Source organism: Achromobacter sp. (assembly GCF_050285565.1).
Classification (GTDB): domain Bacteria; phylum Pseudomonadota; class Gammaproteobacteria; order Burkholderiales; family Burkholderiaceae_B; genus Achromobacter.
The window spans coordinates 604,973-621,876 of sequence record NZ_JBLZXG010000002.1 but is presented as its reverse complement, the minus strand read 5'-3'; the positions used below and the strand labels follow the sequence as shown (position 1 = coordinate 621,876).

Below are 16,904 nucleotides of genomic sequence, written 5' to 3'. Positions count from 1 at the left end.
GCCGCGGCCCCGGGCCGGGGCCGCGCGGAATCAGACGCGCTCGATGATCAGGGCAATGCCCTGGCCCACGCCGATGCACATGGTGCACAGCGCGTAACGGCCGCCGGTGCGATGCAACTGATTGATCGCGGTGGTGGCCAGGCGCGCGCCGCTGGCGCCCAGCGGGTGGCCCAGGGCGATGGCGCCGCCATTGGGGTTGACGCGCGGGTCGTTGTCGGCGATGCCCAGCTGGCGCAGCACGGCCAGCCCCTGGGCGGCGAACGCCTCGTTCAGTTCGATCACGTCCATCTGGTCCAGCGTCAGGCCAGTCTGGGCCAGCACCTTGCGGGTGGCGGGCGCCGGGCCGATGCCCATGATGCGCGGCGCGACGCCGGCGGTGGCCATGCCGACCACGCGTGCGCGCGGGGTCAGGCCGTGGCGGGCGGCGCCCTTTTCATCGGCCAGCAACAGCGCGGCGGCGCCGTCGTTCACGCCCGAGGCGTTGCCCGCCGTGACCGTGCCGCCTTCACGCACCACGCCCTTGAGCTTGGCCAGCGCCTCGATGCTGGTTTCGCGCGGGTGCTCGTCCTTGGAGACGATGATGGGATCGCCCTTCTTCTGCGCGATCGAGACCGGCACGATCTCGGCGTCGAACAAGCCCTCCTTCTGGGCGCGGGCGGTCTTTTGCTGGCTGGCCAGTGCGAACAAGTCCTGGTCTTCGCGGTTGATCTTGAAATCGTCGGCGACGTTCTCGGCGGTTTCCGGCATGGAATCGACGCCGTACTGGGCCTTCATCAGCTTGTTGATGAAGCGCCAGCCGATGGTGGTGTCGTAGATCGCGGCGTTGCGCGAGAAGGCGCTGTCGGCCTTGCCCATGACGAACGGCGCGCGGCTCATGCTTTCGACGCCGCCGGCCAGCATCAGGCCGGCTTCGCCGGCGCGGATGGCGCGCGCGGCGCTGCCGATGGCGTCCAGACCCGAACCGCACAGGCGGTTGACAGTGGCGCCGGGCACTTCGACCGGCAGGCCGGCCAGCAGCGTGGCCATGCGCGCGACGTTGCGGTTGTCTTCGCCGGCCTGGTTGGCGCAGCCCATGATGGCGTCGTCGAGTTCCTCCCAGCGCACGCCGGGGTTGCGCGCCACCAGCGCCTTGATGGCGACGGCCGCGAGGTCGTCGGGCCGCACGGAAGCCAGCGCGCCGCCATAGCGGCCGAAGGGGGTGCGGATCGCGTCACAGATAAAGGCATGCACGGTCATGGGATGCTCGGATCGAAGTAGAGAAAGGGAATGCGGTCGATCTTAACGCAGCGGTTTTCGCGCCAAGTTGGTGCATTCCCTGGATGTCCGCCACACGGACGGTGTCCAATAGCTGTTCACTCACCGTACGGCGGACGACCCTGCCGGCGCGCCGGCCTGCGCCGCCCGCCCGGCCTCGACGATGGCCTGGCGCCGGAACCGGCCGGCGGCCAGGTGATAGAACGGCTGCGGGCAGAACTGGCGCGACACGCCCGACGCCAGCAGCGAACCGACCAGCAGCCAGAACAGCATGGGCTGGCTGCCGGTCATTTCCATCACCACCACGCTGGCGGTCAGCGGCGCCTGGGTGGCGGCGGCCAGGAAAGCCGCCATCGACACCAGCACCAGCACGCGTTGGTCCACGCCCTCGCCCGCCAATTCCCAGATATGGTGGCCGATGCCGGCGCCGGTGGTGAGCGCGGGCGTGAAGATGCCGCCGGGAATCCCGGCCCAGTAGGACGCCACGGTGGCGGCCAGCTTGGCCAGGCCGAAGCCTGCGGGCAGCGTGTGCTGGGTCTCGCCCGACAGCAGATCGGCCGCCGCGCCATAGCCGGTGCCGTAGACACTGCCGGCGGTGGCCAGGCCGATCAGCGCCAGCGCCAGGCCCATGGCGAAGGCCGTCCAGATGGGATGCGCGCGGATCCAGGCGCGCCACGAGGCCGGCGCCATGGCCGCCGGCCCCTTGCCCAGCAGGCGCGCGAAAATGCCGCCCAGCGCGCCATTGAGCGCGGCGCAGATGAGCACCCACCACAACATGCCATGGGCCAGCGGCGCGCCGGCGAAGGTGCCGAAGTACGGGTTGTTGCCCTGCACCGCCACCACCAGGAAGCCGGACGCCAGCACGCCGATCAGCACCAGCCGTTGCCAGCGCAGCACGGTGCCGCGGCCGAGTTCCTCGATGGCGAAGATGACGCCGGCCAGCGGCGCGTTGAACGCCGCCGCCAGGCCGCCCGCCGCGCCCGCGGCCAGCAGTTCGTTGGCATGGAAGCCGCGCAGTTGCAGGCCGCGCCGCTTCCAGAAATCGCCCCAGGCCAGCATGACGGCGGCGCCGACCTGGACCGACGGCCCTTCGCGGCCGATCGAGGCGCCGGCCAGCATGCCGAAGAAGGCCAGCGGAATCTTCCACAGCGCCTGCGCCAGCGACACCAGGCTGCGCTGGCCGGGGCCGGGCGGCAACGACAAGGCGCCGATGACCTGCGGAATGCCGCTGCCGGCGGCATTGGGCGCGAACCGCAGCGTGGCCCAGCGCAGGGCCGCCAGCGCGCAAGGCAGCACCAGCAATGCCAGCCAGCCGGCGCGGCCGACCCATTCGCGGTTCCACGCCAGCGCCAGGTCGGCCAGGTAGGCAAAGCCCAGCGACACCAGCGACACCAGTGCGGCGCCCCCCAGCAGCAGGGCCATCGGCAGGCTCTTGCGCGACAGGCGGTTGGTTTGGCGCGCCTTGCGGCGCAGGAGATGGCGCGAGCCGGTGACGACTCGACGCAAGGGAGTGGGCAGGGGCATGATCGAGGCCAGCCGATGAGGCGAGGCGGAACCAGACGTGGCTACACCTTACCATCGCCGCCTGACGGCCAGCCCACAACCTGCCGCGTCCGTCAGAATGACGACCAGTCGTCGTCGTCCGCGGCGTGGTTCAGAACCGGGCGCGACACGGCCGGCTCCTGACGCGGCGCCGCGGCCGGCGGATGCGGCGTGGCGCGGCCGGTCTCGATCAGGCGCGCCTGCGGCCCCGCGCCCAGCGCCACCACGCCGGCATCGAGCTTGAAGCGGCGCACCTGCTGCGACAGGCGGCTGGCCTGGTCCTGCATGCTGCCGGCCGCGGCGGCAGCCTGTTCGACCAGCGCGGCGTTCTGCTGGGTCACGGTATCCATCTGCGCCACGGCCTGGTTGACCTGGCCGATGCCGGTGGATTGCTCGGCCGAGGCGCTGGCGATCTCGTGCACCAGGATCGCGGCCTGGCGCACGCTGTCGACCACCTCGCGCATGGTGCTGCCGGCCTCGTCGGCCTGGCGCGTGCCCCCTTCCACCCGGTGCACGGACTCATCGATCAGCGCCTTGATTTCCTTGGCCGCGACCGCCGAACGTTGCGCCAGGGTGCGCACTTCGCCCGCCACCACCGCGAAGCCGCGGCCCTGCTCGCCGGCGCGCGCGGCCTCGACCGCCGCGTTCAGCGCCAGGATGTTGGTCTGGAAGGCGATGCCGTCGATCACGCTGGTGATGTCAGCGATCCGGCGCGAGCTTTCGGAGATCGCGCTCATGGTCTGCACCACAACGTCGACCACCTCGCCGCCGCGGGCCGCCACCGCCGAAGCCTGGGTGACCAGTTTCTCGGCCTCGCCGGCATTGCTGGCGTTCTGCTGCACCGTGCTGGTGAGTTCTTCCATAGAGGCCGCGGTCTGCTCCAGCGATGCGGCCTGCTCCTCGGTGCGTTGCGACAGGTCGGCGTTGCCCTGGGCGATCTGCGAGGAGGCCGAGGCGATGCTCTCGCAGCCATCGCGCACGTCGCGCACGATGCGCGACAGGTTTTCGTTCATGGCCTTGAGCGCCGCCATCAGGTCGCCGGTCTCATCGCGCGACGTGACCTGGATGTCGCCGCTCAGGTCGCCGTTGGCGACACGGCGCGCGGCGTTCACGGCCAGACCCAGGGGACGCGTGATGCCGCGCGTCACCAACCAGCCGAGCAGCAGGCCCAAAGCCACGCCGGCCAGCGACAGCAGGATCATGATGAGCCGGGTGCTGCGATACAGTTCGGTCACTTCCTGCACCGCGCGGTCGGCCGCCTGTTCCTTGGCCTGGGCCAGCTCGGTCATCAGGGCTTCGGCCTTGCCCGACGAGGCGGCGGCGCGCTTGGTGATGTTGACGATGCTGGGATCGATCTGCGCCAGCGGCTGCGCCTGCGCCGCGTCGAAGAACTCGGCCGCCTCGCGCTTCCAGACTTCCTCGGCCTCGGTGAATTGCGCCAGCAGTTGCTTGCCCTGCTCGCGAATGAAGGTTCGTGCCGCCTGGGCCCGCAGACGTTCGAGGTTCTCGACGTCCCGGTCGAACTCGGCGCGCAGCGCCTGGCGCTCTTCCGGCGTCGTTGCCGCCAGGAAACTCTTGCGCGCCCTGCCTGCCGCGATCAGGCTGATGTTGGCCTCCTTGATGTCGGACAGCCCGCGAAACTCGATCTGGGCGATCTGGTCGTTCATGTCATTGATGCGGGCCAGTCCCCACACCCCGAACGCACCGACCAGGCCTCCAAGCAACGCCACCAGCAGGAACGCTCCCGACAGGCGCACGCCGATGCGCGCGCCGATATGCAAGCCAGAAAAAAACCGCAACATACTTCCCTTCCCGTTAGTCGCCACGGTGCTTTGGCGGGCGTGCCGCAGTCGTCGGCTCCATGGCTCAGCCTCAGACCAGCGTCAACGATAGCGGCGCGGCCGCGCGGGAATACCCGCAAAGAAAGGGAGATTCATTCTCATTTTCCACAAAATGGATTCGACAATATACAAAATATGACCATGTAATACTGCATTACACCGCCCTTTCGGGACGCCGAAAAACAAAAGGCCCCTCGCGATGCGAGGGGCCTTGCGGGCCTGGCGACAGCGCGCGAACGCGCCGCGGGATCAGGCGAAATTCTTGGCGGCGAAGTCCCAGTTCACCAGCGCCCAGAAGTTTTCCAGGTACTTGGGACGGGCATTGCGGTAGTCGATGTAGTACGCGTGTTCCCAGACATCACAGGTCAGCAGCGGCTTGTCGGCCGTGGTCAGCGGGGTGGCGGCGTTGCTGGTGTTGACGATGTCGACGGAACCGTCGGCCTTCTTGACCAGCCAGGTCCAGCCCGAACCGAAGTTGCCGGCGGCCGACTTGTTGAAGGCTTCCTTGAAGGCGTCGAAGCTGCCCCACTTGGCGTTGATGGCGTCGGCCAGCTTGCCGCTCGGCGCGCCGCCGGCCTTGGGAGCCAGGCTGTTCCAGTAGAAGGTGTGGTTCCAGATCTGCGCGGCGTTGTTGAAGATGCCACCCGAGGACTTCTTGACGATGTCTTCCAGCGACAGGTTCTCGAACTCGGTGCCCGGGATCAGGTTGTTCAGGTTCGTGACGTAGGTCTGGTGGTGCTTGCCGTAGTGGTACTCCAGCGTCTCTTTCGAGATGTGCGGAGCCAGCGCGTCCATGTCGTAAGGCAGGGGGGGAAGAGTATGTGCCATGTGTCGGTTCCTTCTGTTGAGTGCACGATCAAGCCGTTCAATTGTATCGGCAACTCTGCGAGGATACCGCGTTAACCCCGCCGCGGCGCGGGGTTAACGGGCATGTGTTCATGCCCTGCGCGCATAAACGCTACTCTTTCTCATAGCGCAGCTCGCGCCCGCCCTGCGCGGCCACCAGCGCGCCGTCCGCGCGTACTGCCAATGTCATATGCAACGGTGTGCGACTGGCGGATTCTGGCAGTTCCAGATCGATGCGCAAGGCGCGCGCCGTGATATCGGACTTGCTCACATCGACGCTGTGCCAGCGCGCGCCCGACGGCAGCGGCACGAACACGGCCAGCGCCTTGAGCTCGCCCGGCGCGATCGGCGCGCTGACGCCGTCGGCCCCTTCCGACTGCTTCGGCGTGCCGGCGTAATCGGCGCTGGCCGAGGACATGGCCACGTCGACTTTCACCGGCCGGCCCTGGTAATACACCCGCACCGTCAACTGCCCGCCGTCGGCCGCGCGCGTATCCGCGCCGACCTTGCCGATCGCCGAAAACGGCTGGATCGGCGGCGTGTCCAGGATCACCTGCTTGCCATCGCTGCGCCAGGTGCCGCTGGCCTGGATGTCCACGGCGCCGTAGCTCATCAGGTAATCGAAGCGGCCGTCGGCCGACAGCAGCAACTCGCTGCCCACTTCCCGCACGCCGCGCAGAGAGTAGTGGCCGGCGACGCGGGCGGCCGATCCGGCCGCCGCGCCGCCCGCGGCCGGCGCGCGCGGACAGGCCTGCTTGAGACTGACGCCGGCCGCCTGCAAGGCGGCCGCGAAGGCCGGCGCTGCCTGGCACGCCAGCGTCTGATTGAAGGACTGCCCCGCCGGCGCGGCGGCGCCATCGAAGCGCGCCCGGTGCCGCGCCAGCAACGCCAGCATCTCCGGCTGGCCGCTGGCGAGCGCCACCCAGGCAGGGCTGCGCCCCTGCGCATCGGCCGCGTCCGCGCTGGCGCCCGCGGCCAGCATGGCCTCGGCCAGGTCGGCGCGGCCCAGTTCGATGGCCGCGCCCAGCGTCGTGGCGCCGCGTTCGCCTTGCGGCGCATCCAGGTCCGCGCCCATTTCCTTCAGACGCCGCAGCACATCGACCACGGTGTCGCGGCGCGCGACCGCCAATTGCCGGTCGCCCAGCAATGCCGACAACAGGCGCCGCGGCAAGGCGCCTTCCTGGCGCGCGCAATCCGTGTGCGCGCCGCGATAACCGGCCGCCTGCAGTTGCGCGAAATAGCCCGGCGTGTCGAGCAAGGCGTATTCGCCTCCCGCCGGCAGGCAGGCGGCGGCGGGCGATTGCCCGCTGCCTTGCGCCACGCGCGTGACGCGCGCCATGTCGGCCGAAGCCAGCGCCGCGTTCAACAACGCGTAGGCGGCCGGGGCGCGCGGCAGGCGCGGGTCGTCCAGCCTGGCACCGGCGCGCAACAGCCGTTCGAGCATGGCGTCGTCGCCGCTGGCGATGGCCGAGTACAAGGCGCTGCGGCCGTCCGGCGCCAGACCGAGCGGATCGGCGCCCTTGGCCAGCAAGGCGTCGACCATGGCCGGCTGGTCCGAGGTCACTGCCACCAGCAACGGCGGCACGCCCTTGCGGTCAAAATCGTCCTGCGGCGCGGCGGCGGCGGGCGCCGGATTGACCGGCACGCCCGCGTCGATCAGGTAGGTGGCCATCGCCGCGTCGCGGCTCTCCAGCGCCTGGCGGATGGCGTCGGCATCGAGGGTCTTCAGATCCAGGCCGGCATCGGCCAACTGCCGCAGCATGGCGGCGCCCTGCTTGCCGGGGCGGCGCAGCGCCAGCGCCAGCGGCGAATGCGCGGGATCGGCCAACAGCGCCTGCAGCGCCGCGCGCGGCGTGGCCGCCAGCAGGTCGCGCAGCAATGCCGCGTCGCCGGCCTCGACCGCGAGTTCAAGCGCCGATTTGCGGTCATAGCCCTGTCGCACCACGGCCGGATTCGCGCCCCCGGCCAGCAACGCGCGCGCCGCATCGGCCTGACCCGCCCGCACCGCGTCCGCCAGCGGCGTATCGCCATACGGATCGCCAGGATTGCCGTCGACCGGCGCGCCCAATGCCAGCAAGCGTTGCAGTGTCGCGCTGTCGCCCTTGGCGGCGGCCAGATTCAGGATGGGCCGCGCCTCGGCTTGCATCCGCACGAAGACCGCGGGATCGGTGCCGGTGCGCGGACCGCGCTGATCGAACGGCATGCCGGCGCGCAGCAACGGGGCGGCGATGTCGCCATGGCCAGCGACCACCGCGGCCTGGGCCGCGTCCAGCCACAGGTCGAGGTCGCCGGTGGCGCCGTAGGCCTGGTCGGGCACGCTGCGCGGGCCCAGCTCGGCCAATGCCGTCACCGCGCCGGCGTTGCCGGTGTAGGCGGCCAGCGCCAGCGGACTGGCGCCATCGTCGTAGGCGGGCCGGGTGCCGGTGGCGGCCAGGGCGCGCACGACTTCGGCGCCTTCGGTCAGTTCGACCAGCGGGCCCCAGGCGAGATAATCCGCGGCCTTGCGCGGTTGGCCCTGGGCATCCTTGAAGGCCTCGCGGGTGGCGTCGTCGGCCTGCGCGTCGATGCCGGCGAACGGCCGCGCGGCGCCGGCCTTGAGCAGCGCCAGCACCATGCGGGTGGTCTCCTGGCGATCGGGCAGCCGCGGCAGATAGGTCATGCGCACCGCGAATTCGAAATCGCGGTTGAGCAGGAATTCCAGCGGGGTCTTGTTCTCGTCGCCGCGCTGGTCGGGCCGCGCGCCGGCGGCCAGCAGCATGTCCAGCATTTCGGGCGAGCCATACAGCAGCGCCAGTTGCAGCGACGGCCGGCGCGATTCGTAGGTGATGTCGTCGAGCGCCGGCTTGGTCGCCAGCAGGGCCGCCAGCATGCGCGTGCGCGCCGGCAACGCCGCGCGATACGCCTGGCGCAGCCGCGCCACCTCGTGCGTCGGCATATCCCAATACACATGCTTGCCGCGCTGGCCCGCGGGGATCAACAACGCGTGCAGCAGCGGCACGCCTGCGAGGGCGTAGTCGCCCGGCCGCGCCACCTTGACCAGGGCCGCGCTGAACCCCGCTTCGTCGCCGGCGGCCACCGCGCTGAACAGCGCGCGGGTCTCGGGCGTGTCGGCCGCCTGGTAGTCGCGGTAAGGCGAGGCGCAATCGCAGCCGGCCTTGGCGGCCGGCACCGGCGGCGCATCGATCCGCGCGTCGGCCGGGGCCGCGGCGCTGGCGGGCGTCGCGGCCCTGCTCTTGGTTTGCGCCTTGGTCGCGGCCGGCCGTTCGGCGCGCGCCGGCGGCGCGGCCACGACCGATACGGTCAGCAAAGCCGCCCACAAGACGGCCCGCCCGGCCATGGGGCGCGCCTGGCGCGCAAGCTTGCGTGTGTTCAACCGCATTGTTCCACCCTTACCGGCCAGCCCCGTGCGGGCCGTGTTGACCTTCCCGCGCCTCAGAGATCGCGCGTCGCGCGCACCTGTGTGACCTCGACGCGGGCGCCGCCCTGCGCGAAGCTCAGATCCAGACCCTGCCCCGCCGCGAGGCGGGCGCCATCGCGCACGATGCGGCCATCGGCATCCCGGGCGATCGCATAGCCGCGCGCCAGCGTATTGCCGGGATCGAGGGCGCGCAGTTGCGCGCCGGCCGCGGCCAACTGGTCGCGGCGCCGCGCCAGCAGGCGCGCGTGCGCCTGGCCCAGTTGGCGCGTCAAGGCCGCCAGGCGTTCGGCGCCCCGGCGGATCTCGGGCGCGCGGTGCGCCAGACGCTGCGCCAGCAAGTTGACGCGGGCGCCGCGGCGGGCCTGCGGGCCGGCCCAGGCCGACGCCAGGCGGTAGCTCAGGCTGTTCAGGCGCTCGCGCTGGTGTTCCAGGCGCTGGGCCGGCGACACCAACTGCGCGGTGGCGCGATCCAGCCGTTGCGCCGCGCGTTCCAGGCGACGCTGCTGGCCGCGCACCAGCGTCTCGGCCGCGTACATGACACGGCCCAGCAGCTCCGAGCGCGGCACGCAGGCCAGTTCGGCGGCCGCGGTGGGCGTGGGCGCGCGCACGTCGGCGACGAAATCGGCGATGGTGAAATCGGTCTCGTGGCCGACGCCGCTGATGGTGGTGATGGCGCTGGCGTCGATCGCGCGCGCCAGCGCTTCATCGTTGAAGCTCCAGAGATCCTCGATGCTGCCGCCGCCGCGCACCAGCAGCAGCGTGTCGACCTCGCCGCGGGCATTCGCCAGGCGGATCTGCGCGGCCAGCCGGCCGGCCGCGTCGGCGCCCTGCACCGGCGCCGGATAGACGATCACCGGCACCTGCGGCGCGCGCCGCGCCAACGCCGACAGCACATCGCGCAGCGCGGCGGCGTGCAGCGAGGTGATCACGCCGATCGCGCGCGGCAGCGGCACCGGCTCGCGCTTGCGGGCCGGGTCGAACAGGCCTTCCGCATCGAGCTGTTCCTTCAGGCGCAGGAAGGCCTCGTAGAGATTGCCCAGGCCGGCGCGGCGCATGGCGTCGACCTGCAATTGGTAGTCGCCGCGCGGCTCGTACAGCGACACCCTGGCCCTGATTTCGACCTGATCGCCGGCGCGCGGCACGAAGCCCACCGCGCTGGCGCGCCCCCGGAACATGACCGCCCGCACCGCGGCGCGGCTGTCCTTGAGCGTGAAATACCAATGCCCGGAAGCCGCCTGAGTGAAGTTGGAAATCTCGCCGCGCACCCACAGCGCCGGGATGCTGCGTTCCAACAACTGCCCCACTGCTTGGTTCAGCTGGGCAACCGTCAGGATATCCCGCGCAAATACGTTGTTTGTGACTGCAAGTTCAATTGTCATAAGGCTTTCCGATGCGTACCTGTCCACAGGGCATACGTAGCGGGCCGCAATGATACCGCGTCCGGGCATTGTTGCCGCGCCTGCCCCGAAAGCCAGCAAACTCAACCTATTTCATTGATTTTTATGGAATTTTTAGCCAAACCATGCTGCTCGAAATGGGAGCAAACAAGCGCAAGCCCTGTGTCCGCAAGCGTTCCGGGGAAGTTTTGCACAGAATTATCCACAAATTCTGTGGATAGTTTCGGCGGCCGGCCGCCCTTGCCACTTCCCCGCCGCGCCGTTACAGTTTCGGCTTGATCAGATGCGCCGGCGCGCGGCCCGACTGCCCCCCGGCCCTCCCCTGGAGTTGACCGTTTTGCTTTCCATCTTGCGCGAGGCCGGCTGGCCGATCTGGCCCCTGCTGGCGACTTCCGTGCTGGGCCTGGCGCTGATCTTCGAGCGCTTTCTGTCGCTGCGCCGCAGCCAGGTCATGCCGCGCGGCCTGAACGAACAGGTGGCCGAGATGCTGCGCAACCGCCAGGACAGCCCCGAGGCCCTGAACCGCCTGGAACGCAATTCGCCGCTGGGCCGGGTGCTGGCCGAGGTCATGCGCCACCGCCAACTGCCGCGCGAGGAACTGCGCCGCGTGGTCGAAGACACCGGCCGCGCCGTCGCCCACGACCTCAGCCGCTACATCCCGGCCATCGGCACCATTGCCGTGGTGGCGCCGCTGATGGGCCTGTTCGGCACCGTGGTCGGCATGATCGAGATATTCGGCTCGTACACGCCGGGCGGCGGCGATCCGGCCCAGCTGGCGCGCGGCATTTCGATCGCGCTGTACAACACCGGCTTCGGCATCCTGATCGCCATTCCCGCCATGATCGCCCATCGCTACCTGCGCGGCCGGGTCGACGGCTACCTGAACGCCATGGAAATCTCGGCCGCGCGCCTGGCGCGCGCCGTCGCGCCCGCCGGACGCGAGGATCACCCATGAATTTCCGGGGCTCCCGGGGCGAGCGCGACGAGCTGGACATCAATCTGATCCCGCTCATCGACGTCCTGCTGGTCATCCTCATCTTCCTGGCGGCCACCACCTCCTTTGCCCGCTTCACGCAGTTGAAGGTCACGCTGCCGCAGGCCTCGGCCGAACAGGAAACGCCGCCGGCGCTGGAAGTGGCCATCAGCCAGGACGGCCGCTACGCGCTCAACGGCACCCTGATCGACGTCTCCACGCCGCCCGAGATCGCCGATGTGCTGCGGCAGGCGGCGGCCGGCAAGACCGAACCGCTGGTGGTCATCAACGCCGACGCCCAGGCCACCCACCAGTCCGTGATCAACGTGATGGAAGCGGCCCGCCTGGCCGGCATCGGCCGCGTCAACTTCGCCGCCCAGACCGCCCGGTGAGCGCGCCGTCCCCCAAGGCCCCGCTGCTTGCGCGCCAATGGCAGCACGGCGGCTGGCTCTCCACCCTGCTGCGGCCGCTGGCCGCGCTGACCGCGCGCGTGGTGGCGCGCAAGCGCGCCGCCTATCGGGACGGCCGCAAACCGGCCTACCGCGCCCCCGTGCCGGTCGTGGTGATCGGCAACATCTACGTCGGCGGCACCGGCAAGACCCCGATGGTGATCGCCACCGTCGAAGCACTGCGGGCGCGCGGCTACACACCGGGCGTGGTCAGCCGCGGCTATGGCGTCAAGCTGGGACCGCAGGCGCGGGTCGGCCAGGGAACACTGGAAGCGGCGCAATTCGGCGACGAGCCCGCCCTCATCGCACGCGCCACCGGCGCGCCGGTGGCGATCCACCCGCGCCGCGCGCTGGCCGCCCAGGCTCTGCTGCGCGCGCACCCTCGGGTGGACGTGATCGTCTCGGACGATGGCCTGCAGCACCTCGCGCTGGCGCGCGACGTCGAGATCGTGGTGCAGGACCGGCGGGGCGTGGGCAACGGCCGGCTGCTGCCCGCCGGCCCGCTGCGCGAACCCGCCAGCAGGCTGCGCGAGGTGGACGCGGTGGTGACCAACATCGGCACGGCCGCCGGCGACGCCGCGCCGCCTCAGCCGGCCGGCCCGCGCCAGGTGGCCATGTGGCTGGAGCCGGCCGAGGCGCGCCGCATCGAGGACGGGGCCATGCGGCCGCTGGCCAGCTTCGCCGGCCAGCCCGGCGTGGCCGCGGCCGCGGGCATCGGCAACCCTGAACGCTTTTTCACCACCCTGCGCGCGCAGGGCATCACGCTGGCGGCAACGCTGCCGCTGCCGGATCACCACGATTACGCCCGCTCGCCCTTCCTGGCGCTGGCGGCGGCCGCCATCCTGGTGACCTCCAAGGACGCCATCAAGTGCGCCGCCCTGCACGACGCGCGCTTGTGGGAGGTGCCGGTGCGGGCCCGGTTCTCCGACCCGCACCTGTTCGACTGGCTGGCGCGGCGCCTGCGCCAGACCTAGTGCGCCTGCGCCAGGCCTGACGCGCCGCCACGCGCGGACGCCGGGCGCCAGCGGCTCAGAAAAACGGCGACGCCGCGGGCGCCGGACGCCGGGCGTATTCCGCCAGGGCGCGGCTGCGCGCGGCCGCCGCGCGCAGCCGCAGCAGGGCCAGCGGCAGATGGATCGCCAGCAACGACACCGCCAGCACCAGCCACAGCACGCGCGCCAGCGACGGCCACGGATCATCCAGCGCGCGGCGCGCGTCGATGTCGATGACCGTGTCGCCCGACGCGTCGCTGGCCACCGCCGTGACGATGCCGCCAACCTGGAACGGCAAGGCGCCATCGGCCGCCAGCATCGCCGCCTGCCGGGTCCACGCCTGCAACACATCGGAGTTCGGGTTGGCATCCGGTTGCGGCAGCGGCAATTCGGCGTAGGGCCCGGGCCACACCCGCAGCACCACGCCGCCGCGCTGGCGCGCCATCAGATCCTGGCCGGCCTGCGCCACCGCGGCGCGCACCAGCGGTTCCATGCTGGCCTTGGCCTGGCCGCGCAACAGGTCGGCGTGGCGCGAAATGATGACCCCCTCATCCGAATTGCCCTGCTGCTTGAAGGCACCGGCCTGCGCCAGCCGCAACAGTTCCAGCCAGTTGGCGGGCTCGTCGCGCGCCAGCATCAGCTTGTCGACCAGCTCGGCCTTGAGGCGGTCGCACTCGGCGATGGCCTCGCCGGTGGCGGCGTCGCAGGCCAGCTCCGTGGTCAGGACCAGGTCGGTGACGCGGTTGACCGTCATCGCCGACACGTTGCGGGCGTTGTAGGCGGCCAGCGGGTTGCCGGCCAGCGCGCCGTAGACCTGGCTGCGCACCAGCATGTCCATCATCGGATTGGGCCGGGTCTTGAGAAAGCCGCCCGAATAGAGTTGGAGCACGGCCGGCGCCAGGCGCAGCTCGCCGGCCTGGACCGCATCGCCCTGCCAGCGCATGCGCTCGCAATCGAAGCGCACCTGGCCGGGACGGTACGGATCCGGCTGGAACTGGCAGCGGCCCGCGCCTTGCAGGGCGACCAGCGCGCCCGGCGCGGGCGGATCCTGCGCCAGGGCCGCGGCCGATTCATAGGCGCGGGGCTGCGCGCCGCGCGCCCAGGCGGCGGCCAGCGCGATATCGCTTGGCAACTGCTGGCCCGCCCCCAGGCCCAGCGTGGCGCCCGCCACCAGGCCGGCCAGCGCCAGCGTCACATGACGCCCCCAGAACACCCGCGGGAAGCGGCGCTGTTCCTCGTCCACCGAATAGCGCTGCCCCAGGCGCAGCACGGCGTAGTCTTCGACCCGCAGATCGACGTCGACGCGGCCGTCCTCGGGCAGTTCCAGGCCGGCGCGCCAGTGCTCGGGCAACGTCACGGGAATCTTGTCGCCCAGGAACAACTGGGTCGACACGGCCTGGGCGTTGGCCGGATTGGTCAGCACGATCGCATTGAGTTCGCCGCGCGCGCGGTTGACCCGCCGCGGCGCGCCCAGCGGCCGGCGGCGCCAGGTCAGCCACAGCGCCAGCAACGCCCACGGCGCCGCGCCCGCCAGCCAGGGCCAGCCGCCGCCGGCGGCGGCCACGCCCAGGCAGACGAAGGCGGCCAGCCACAGCATGGCCGGCCAGAAAGCGATGCCGGCCGAGTACCGCGCGGCGATCTCGGCGGGCGTCTCGTCGCGCTGGCTCAGGATCTCGACCCGCATGGCCTGCTCGAACTCGCGCTCGGCCTGGGGATCGGCCGCCTGATCCGCCTGCGAGCCGGACAGGTCATCGACCTCGACCACGTTCTGCAGCGCGCCCAGCTTGCCGCTGGCCCATTGCTGGTTCTGCTTCTGCCGGCGCGCCTCGCGCTCGCGCCCGCCGGCCAGGTCGAACCCGCCGTTCAGCGCCACCACGATGGCGAATTTATCCGTCATCACCACTTCGGCCTGGTTGTCCTCGCGCAGATAATCGCGCGCGTCATAGGGCAACACCACGTCGACGCCGCCCAGGGTGTCGTGCAGGGTGGCGGCGCCTTGGCCCGATTCCAGCCCGTGGCGCACGAAGGCCCCGCGCAGGGGAAACACGCCGTCATTCAGCAGCGCGACGCTTCGGGTCGGCTTGGCCGGCTGCACCAGGAAAGGCTGCACCAGCGCCTGTTCCTCGGTGCTCAGGCGGCGCAGCGGCTCGCCTTCCTGCTTGAGCTGACGCAACGCGCCCTTGTTGCCGCTGCGGCGCACCATGTAGGTAATGCCGCTGATGACCGACCAGACCAGGACGATGAGCATCAACCCGATGCGTAGGGTGTTGGAATCCATGGTTCTGCTTTTCCTCTTTCCTTGTTTCGCGGCGGATCATAGGCCACCATCCGTCCCGACATTTCCAGCACGCGCGTCAAAATATGACAATAATTAACAACTCAAGAAACCCGGCGGCGCGCCGCGCCGGATTTCCGGCGCCCGGCGCGAGCGCTCGCGGGCTGGGTCCGGCGAAACTGTTTTAGAATCCCGGTCATGGAATCCCGCCTTCTCGACATCCTCGTCTGCCCCCTGTGCAAGGGCCGCCTCGAACACGACCGGACCCGGGCCGAACTGGTCTGCCGCGCCGACCGCCTGGCGTTCCCGCTGCGCGACGGCATTCCCGTCATGCTTGAATCCGAGGCGCGTTCGTTGGACGACGCCCCCGCCGCCTCCTGATCCGCCCCATCGTGAGCTTCATCGCCTTGATCCCGGCACGGGCCGCCTCGACCCGCCTGCCCGACAAACCGTTGGCGGACATCGCCGGCAAGCCGATGGTCGTGCGCACCGCCGAGCGGGCCGCGCAGTCCGGCGCCACGCAGGTCTGCATCGCCACCGATGACGCGCGCGTGCGGGACGCCGCGCGGGCCCATGGCCTGCGCGCCCTGATGACCCGCGGCGACCACCCCACCGGCACCGACCGGCTGGCCGAGGCCGTCGAACAACTGGGGCTGCCCGACGACGCCATCGTGGTCAACGTGCAGGGCGACGAACCGCTGATCGAACCCGAACTCATCGACGCGGTGGCCGCGCGCCTGGCCGCCAGCCCGCAGGCGGACATCGCCACCTGTGCCTGTCCGCTGGCGGACGCCGAGGCGCTGTTCAATCCCAATGTGGTCAAGCTGGTCTGCGCCAACGACGGCCGCGCGCTGTATTTCTCGCGCGCGCCGATCCCCTGGGCGCGCGACGCGCTGGCCAGCGGCGAACGCGTGCTGGCCGCGGGCCTGCCGGCCTGGCACCACATCGGCCTGTACGCCTACCGCGTGTCGTTCCTGCGCCGCTTCCCGACCCTGCCGCAGGGCGCGCTGGAACGCTTCGAATCGCTGGAACAGTTGCGCGCCATGGAACACGGCCATGTCATCGTCGTCCATCAGGCGTCGCACCCGCCGGCCGCCGGTGTCGACACTCCGGCCGACCTGGAACGCGTTCGCTTGATCTACAGCAATCGTATATAAGGGTTATTTCGCATGGCGCGGCCCCGCAGAGGCTGTTGCGTTGCGGCATAATCGCTCGGATCACAAAAAATAAACCCCATTCAGGAGCACTCATGCGTCTCATCTTGCTCGGACCTCCCGGCGCCGGCAAAGGCACTCAGGCCGCGTTTCTCACCCAGCACTTCGGCATTCCCCAGATTTCCACCGGCGACATGCTGCGCGCGGCGGTCAAGGCCGGCACGCCCCTGGGCATCGAAGCCAAGAAGGTCATGGACGCCGGCGGCCTGGTCTCGGATGAGATCATCATCGGCCTGGTCCAGGATCGCCTGAAGCAGCCCGACTGCGCCAACGGCTACCTGTTCGACGGTTTCCCGCGCACCATTCCGCAGGCCGACGCGCTCAAGAGCGCCGGCGTCAAGCTGGACTACGTGGTCGAGATCGAAGTCCCCGAGGAAGACATCATCGAACGCATGAGCGGACGCCGCGTGCACCAGCCCAGCGGCCGCAGCTACCATGTGCGCTTCAACCCGCCCAAGGTCGAAGGCAAGGACGACGTCACCGGCGAAGACCTGATCCAGCGCGACGACGATCGCGAGGAAACGGTGCGCAACCGCTTGAACGTGTACCGCCAGCAGACCCGTCCGCTGGTCGACTACTACTCGTCGTGGGCGCAGCAGAGCCCGGCCGAGGCGCCGAAGTACCGCAAGATCTCCGGCGTCGGCGCGGTCGAGGAAATCAAGTCGCGCCTGTTCGACGCCGTCAAGAGCTGACCGGCGCTGCG

General features: G+C 70.4%; 13 protein-coding genes. 6 read left to right on the top strand and 7 right to left on the bottom strand.

Annotated features, from left to right (window positions below; translation table 11 throughout):
• Positions 1-30 precede the first annotated feature (30 nt).
• The 6 genes from pcaF to xseA all read right to left on the bottom strand — a co-directional run bounded on the left by pcaF (position 31) and on the right by xseA (position 10,280).
• Positions 31-1,236: a 3-oxoadipyl-CoA thiolase gene (pcaF, locus tag ACN6O8_RS05875; protein ID WP_427990118.1), complete on the bottom strand. Its 1,206-nt coding sequence runs from the start codon at positions 1,234-1,236 to the stop codon at positions 31-33.
• 120 nt (positions 1,237-1,356) lie between these two features.
• Entirely contained in the window at positions 1,357-2,778 is a 1,422-nt protein-coding gene (locus ACN6O8_RS05870) for a chloride channel protein (RefSeq protein WP_427990117.1), read from the bottom strand.
• A gap of 92 nt (positions 2,779-2,870) precedes the next feature.
• Positions 2,871-4,598: a methyl-accepting chemotaxis protein gene (locus ACN6O8_RS05865; protein ID WP_427990116.1), complete on the bottom strand. Its 1,728-nt coding sequence runs from the start codon at positions 4,596-4,598 to the stop codon at positions 2,871-2,873.
• Between the two features lie 288 nt (positions 4,599-4,886).
• On the bottom strand, positions 4,887-5,465 hold the full coding sequence (gene sodB, locus ACN6O8_RS05860; protein ID WP_427990115.1) for a superoxide dismutase [Fe]: 579 nt from the start codon (positions 5,463-5,465) through the stop codon (positions 4,887-4,889).
• Positions 5,466-5,595: 130 nt separating this feature from the next.
• On the bottom strand, positions 5,596-8,862 hold the full coding sequence (locus ACN6O8_RS05855; RefSeq protein WP_427990114.1) for an ankyrin repeat domain-containing protein: 3,267 nt from the start codon (positions 8,860-8,862) through the stop codon (positions 5,596-5,598).
• Positions 8,863-8,915: 53 nt separating this feature from the next.
• Complete coding sequence (gene xseA, locus ACN6O8_RS05850; RefSeq protein WP_427990113.1) at positions 8,916-10,280, bottom strand: exodeoxyribonuclease VII large subunit; 1,365 nt, start codon at positions 10,278-10,280, stop codon at positions 8,916-8,918.
• A gap of 355 nt (positions 10,281-10,635) precedes the next feature.
• On the opposite strand from xseA, the gene ACN6O8_RS05845 reads away from it, so the two are divergent.
• The 3 genes from ACN6O8_RS05845 to lpxK are packed head-to-tail and all read left to right on the top strand — an operon-like array spanning position 10,636 to position 12,694.
• Positions 10,636-11,253: a MotA/TolQ/ExbB proton channel family protein gene (locus ACN6O8_RS05845; protein WP_427990112.1), complete on the top strand. Its 618-nt coding sequence runs from the start codon at positions 10,636-10,638 to the stop codon at positions 11,251-11,253.
• A complete protein-coding gene (locus ACN6O8_RS05840) occupies positions 11,250-11,663 on the top strand; it encodes an ExbD/TolR family protein (protein ID WP_427990111.1) in 414 nt (137 codons plus the stop codon). The genes ACN6O8_RS05845 and ACN6O8_RS05840 overlap by 4 nt, the downstream gene beginning before the upstream one ends.
• A complete protein-coding gene (gene lpxK / locus ACN6O8_RS05835) occupies positions 11,660-12,694 on the top strand; it encodes a tetraacyldisaccharide 4'-kinase (protein WP_427990110.1) in 1,035 nt (344 codons plus the stop codon). The genes ACN6O8_RS05840 and lpxK overlap by 4 nt, the downstream gene beginning before the upstream one ends.
• 55 nt (positions 12,695-12,749) lie before the next feature.
• Here lpxK and ACN6O8_RS05830 read toward each other — a convergent pair whose 3' ends face one another.
• Positions 12,750-14,990, bottom strand: a complete 2,241-nt coding sequence (locus ACN6O8_RS05830) for an IgaA/UmoB family intracellular growth attenuator (RefSeq protein WP_427990109.1) — start codon at positions 14,988-14,990, stop codon at positions 12,750-12,752.
• 195 nt (positions 14,991-15,185) lie between these two features.
• On the opposite strand from ACN6O8_RS05830, the gene ACN6O8_RS05825 reads away from it, so the two are divergent.
• From ACN6O8_RS05825 to adk, 3 genes are all read left to right on the top strand, one after another.
• Positions 15,186-15,368: a Trm112 family protein gene (locus ACN6O8_RS05825; protein ID WP_427990108.1), complete on the top strand. Its 183-nt coding sequence runs from the start codon at positions 15,186-15,188 to the stop codon at positions 15,366-15,368.
• 11 nt (positions 15,369-15,379) lie between these two features.
• Positions 15,380-16,144 carry a 3-deoxy-manno-octulosonate cytidylyltransferase gene (gene kdsB / locus ACN6O8_RS05820; RefSeq protein WP_427990107.1) on the top strand — a complete coding sequence of 255 codons (765 nt, stop codon included), beginning with the start codon at positions 15,380-15,382 and terminating at the stop codon, positions 16,142-16,144.
• A gap of 92 nt (positions 16,145-16,236) precedes the next feature.
• Positions 16,237-16,893, top strand: coding sequence for an adenylate kinase (gene adk / locus ACN6O8_RS05815; RefSeq protein WP_427990106.1), 657 nt, complete (start codon positions 16,237-16,239; stop codon positions 16,891-16,893).
• Positions 16,894-16,904 lie beyond the last annotated feature (11 nt).

Bases quoted from the DNA above. Each gene is read 5' to 3' on its own strand.
- pcaF (WP_427990118.1), bottom strand. From the start codon at position 1,236: ATGACCGTGCATGCCTTTATCTGTGACGCGATCCGCACCCCCTTCGGC.
- ACN6O8_RS05870 (WP_427990117.1), bottom strand. From the start codon at position 2,778: ATGCCCCTGCCCACTCCCTTGCGTCGAGTCGTCACCGGCTCGCGCCAT.
- ACN6O8_RS05865 (WP_427990116.1), bottom strand. From the start codon at position 4,598: ATGTTGCGGTTTTTTTCTGGCTTGCATATCGGCGCGCGCATCGGCGTG.
- sodB (WP_427990115.1), bottom strand. From the start codon at position 5,465: ATGGCACATACTCTTCCCCCCCTGCCTTACGACATGGACGCGCTGGCT.
- ACN6O8_RS05855 (WP_427990114.1), bottom strand. From the start codon at position 8,862: ATGCGGTTGAACACACGCAAGCTTGCGCGCCAGGCGCGCCCCATGGCC.
- xseA (WP_427990113.1), bottom strand. From the start codon at position 10,280: ATGACAATTGAACTTGCAGTCACAAACAACGTATTTGCGCGGGATATC.
- ACN6O8_RS05840 (WP_427990111.1), top strand. From the start codon at position 11,250: ATGAATTTCCGGGGCTCCCGGGGCGAGCGCGACGAGCTGGACATCAAT.
- ACN6O8_RS05830 (WP_427990109.1), bottom strand. From the start codon at position 14,990: ATGGATTCCAACACCCTACGCATCGGGTTGATGCTCATCGTCCTGGTC.
- ACN6O8_RS05825 (WP_427990108.1), top strand. From the start codon at position 15,186: ATGGAATCCCGCCTTCTCGACATCCTCGTCTGCCCCCTGTGCAAGGGC.
- adk (WP_427990106.1), top strand. From the start codon at position 16,237: ATGCGTCTCATCTTGCTCGGACCTCCCGGCGCCGGCAAAGGCACTCAG.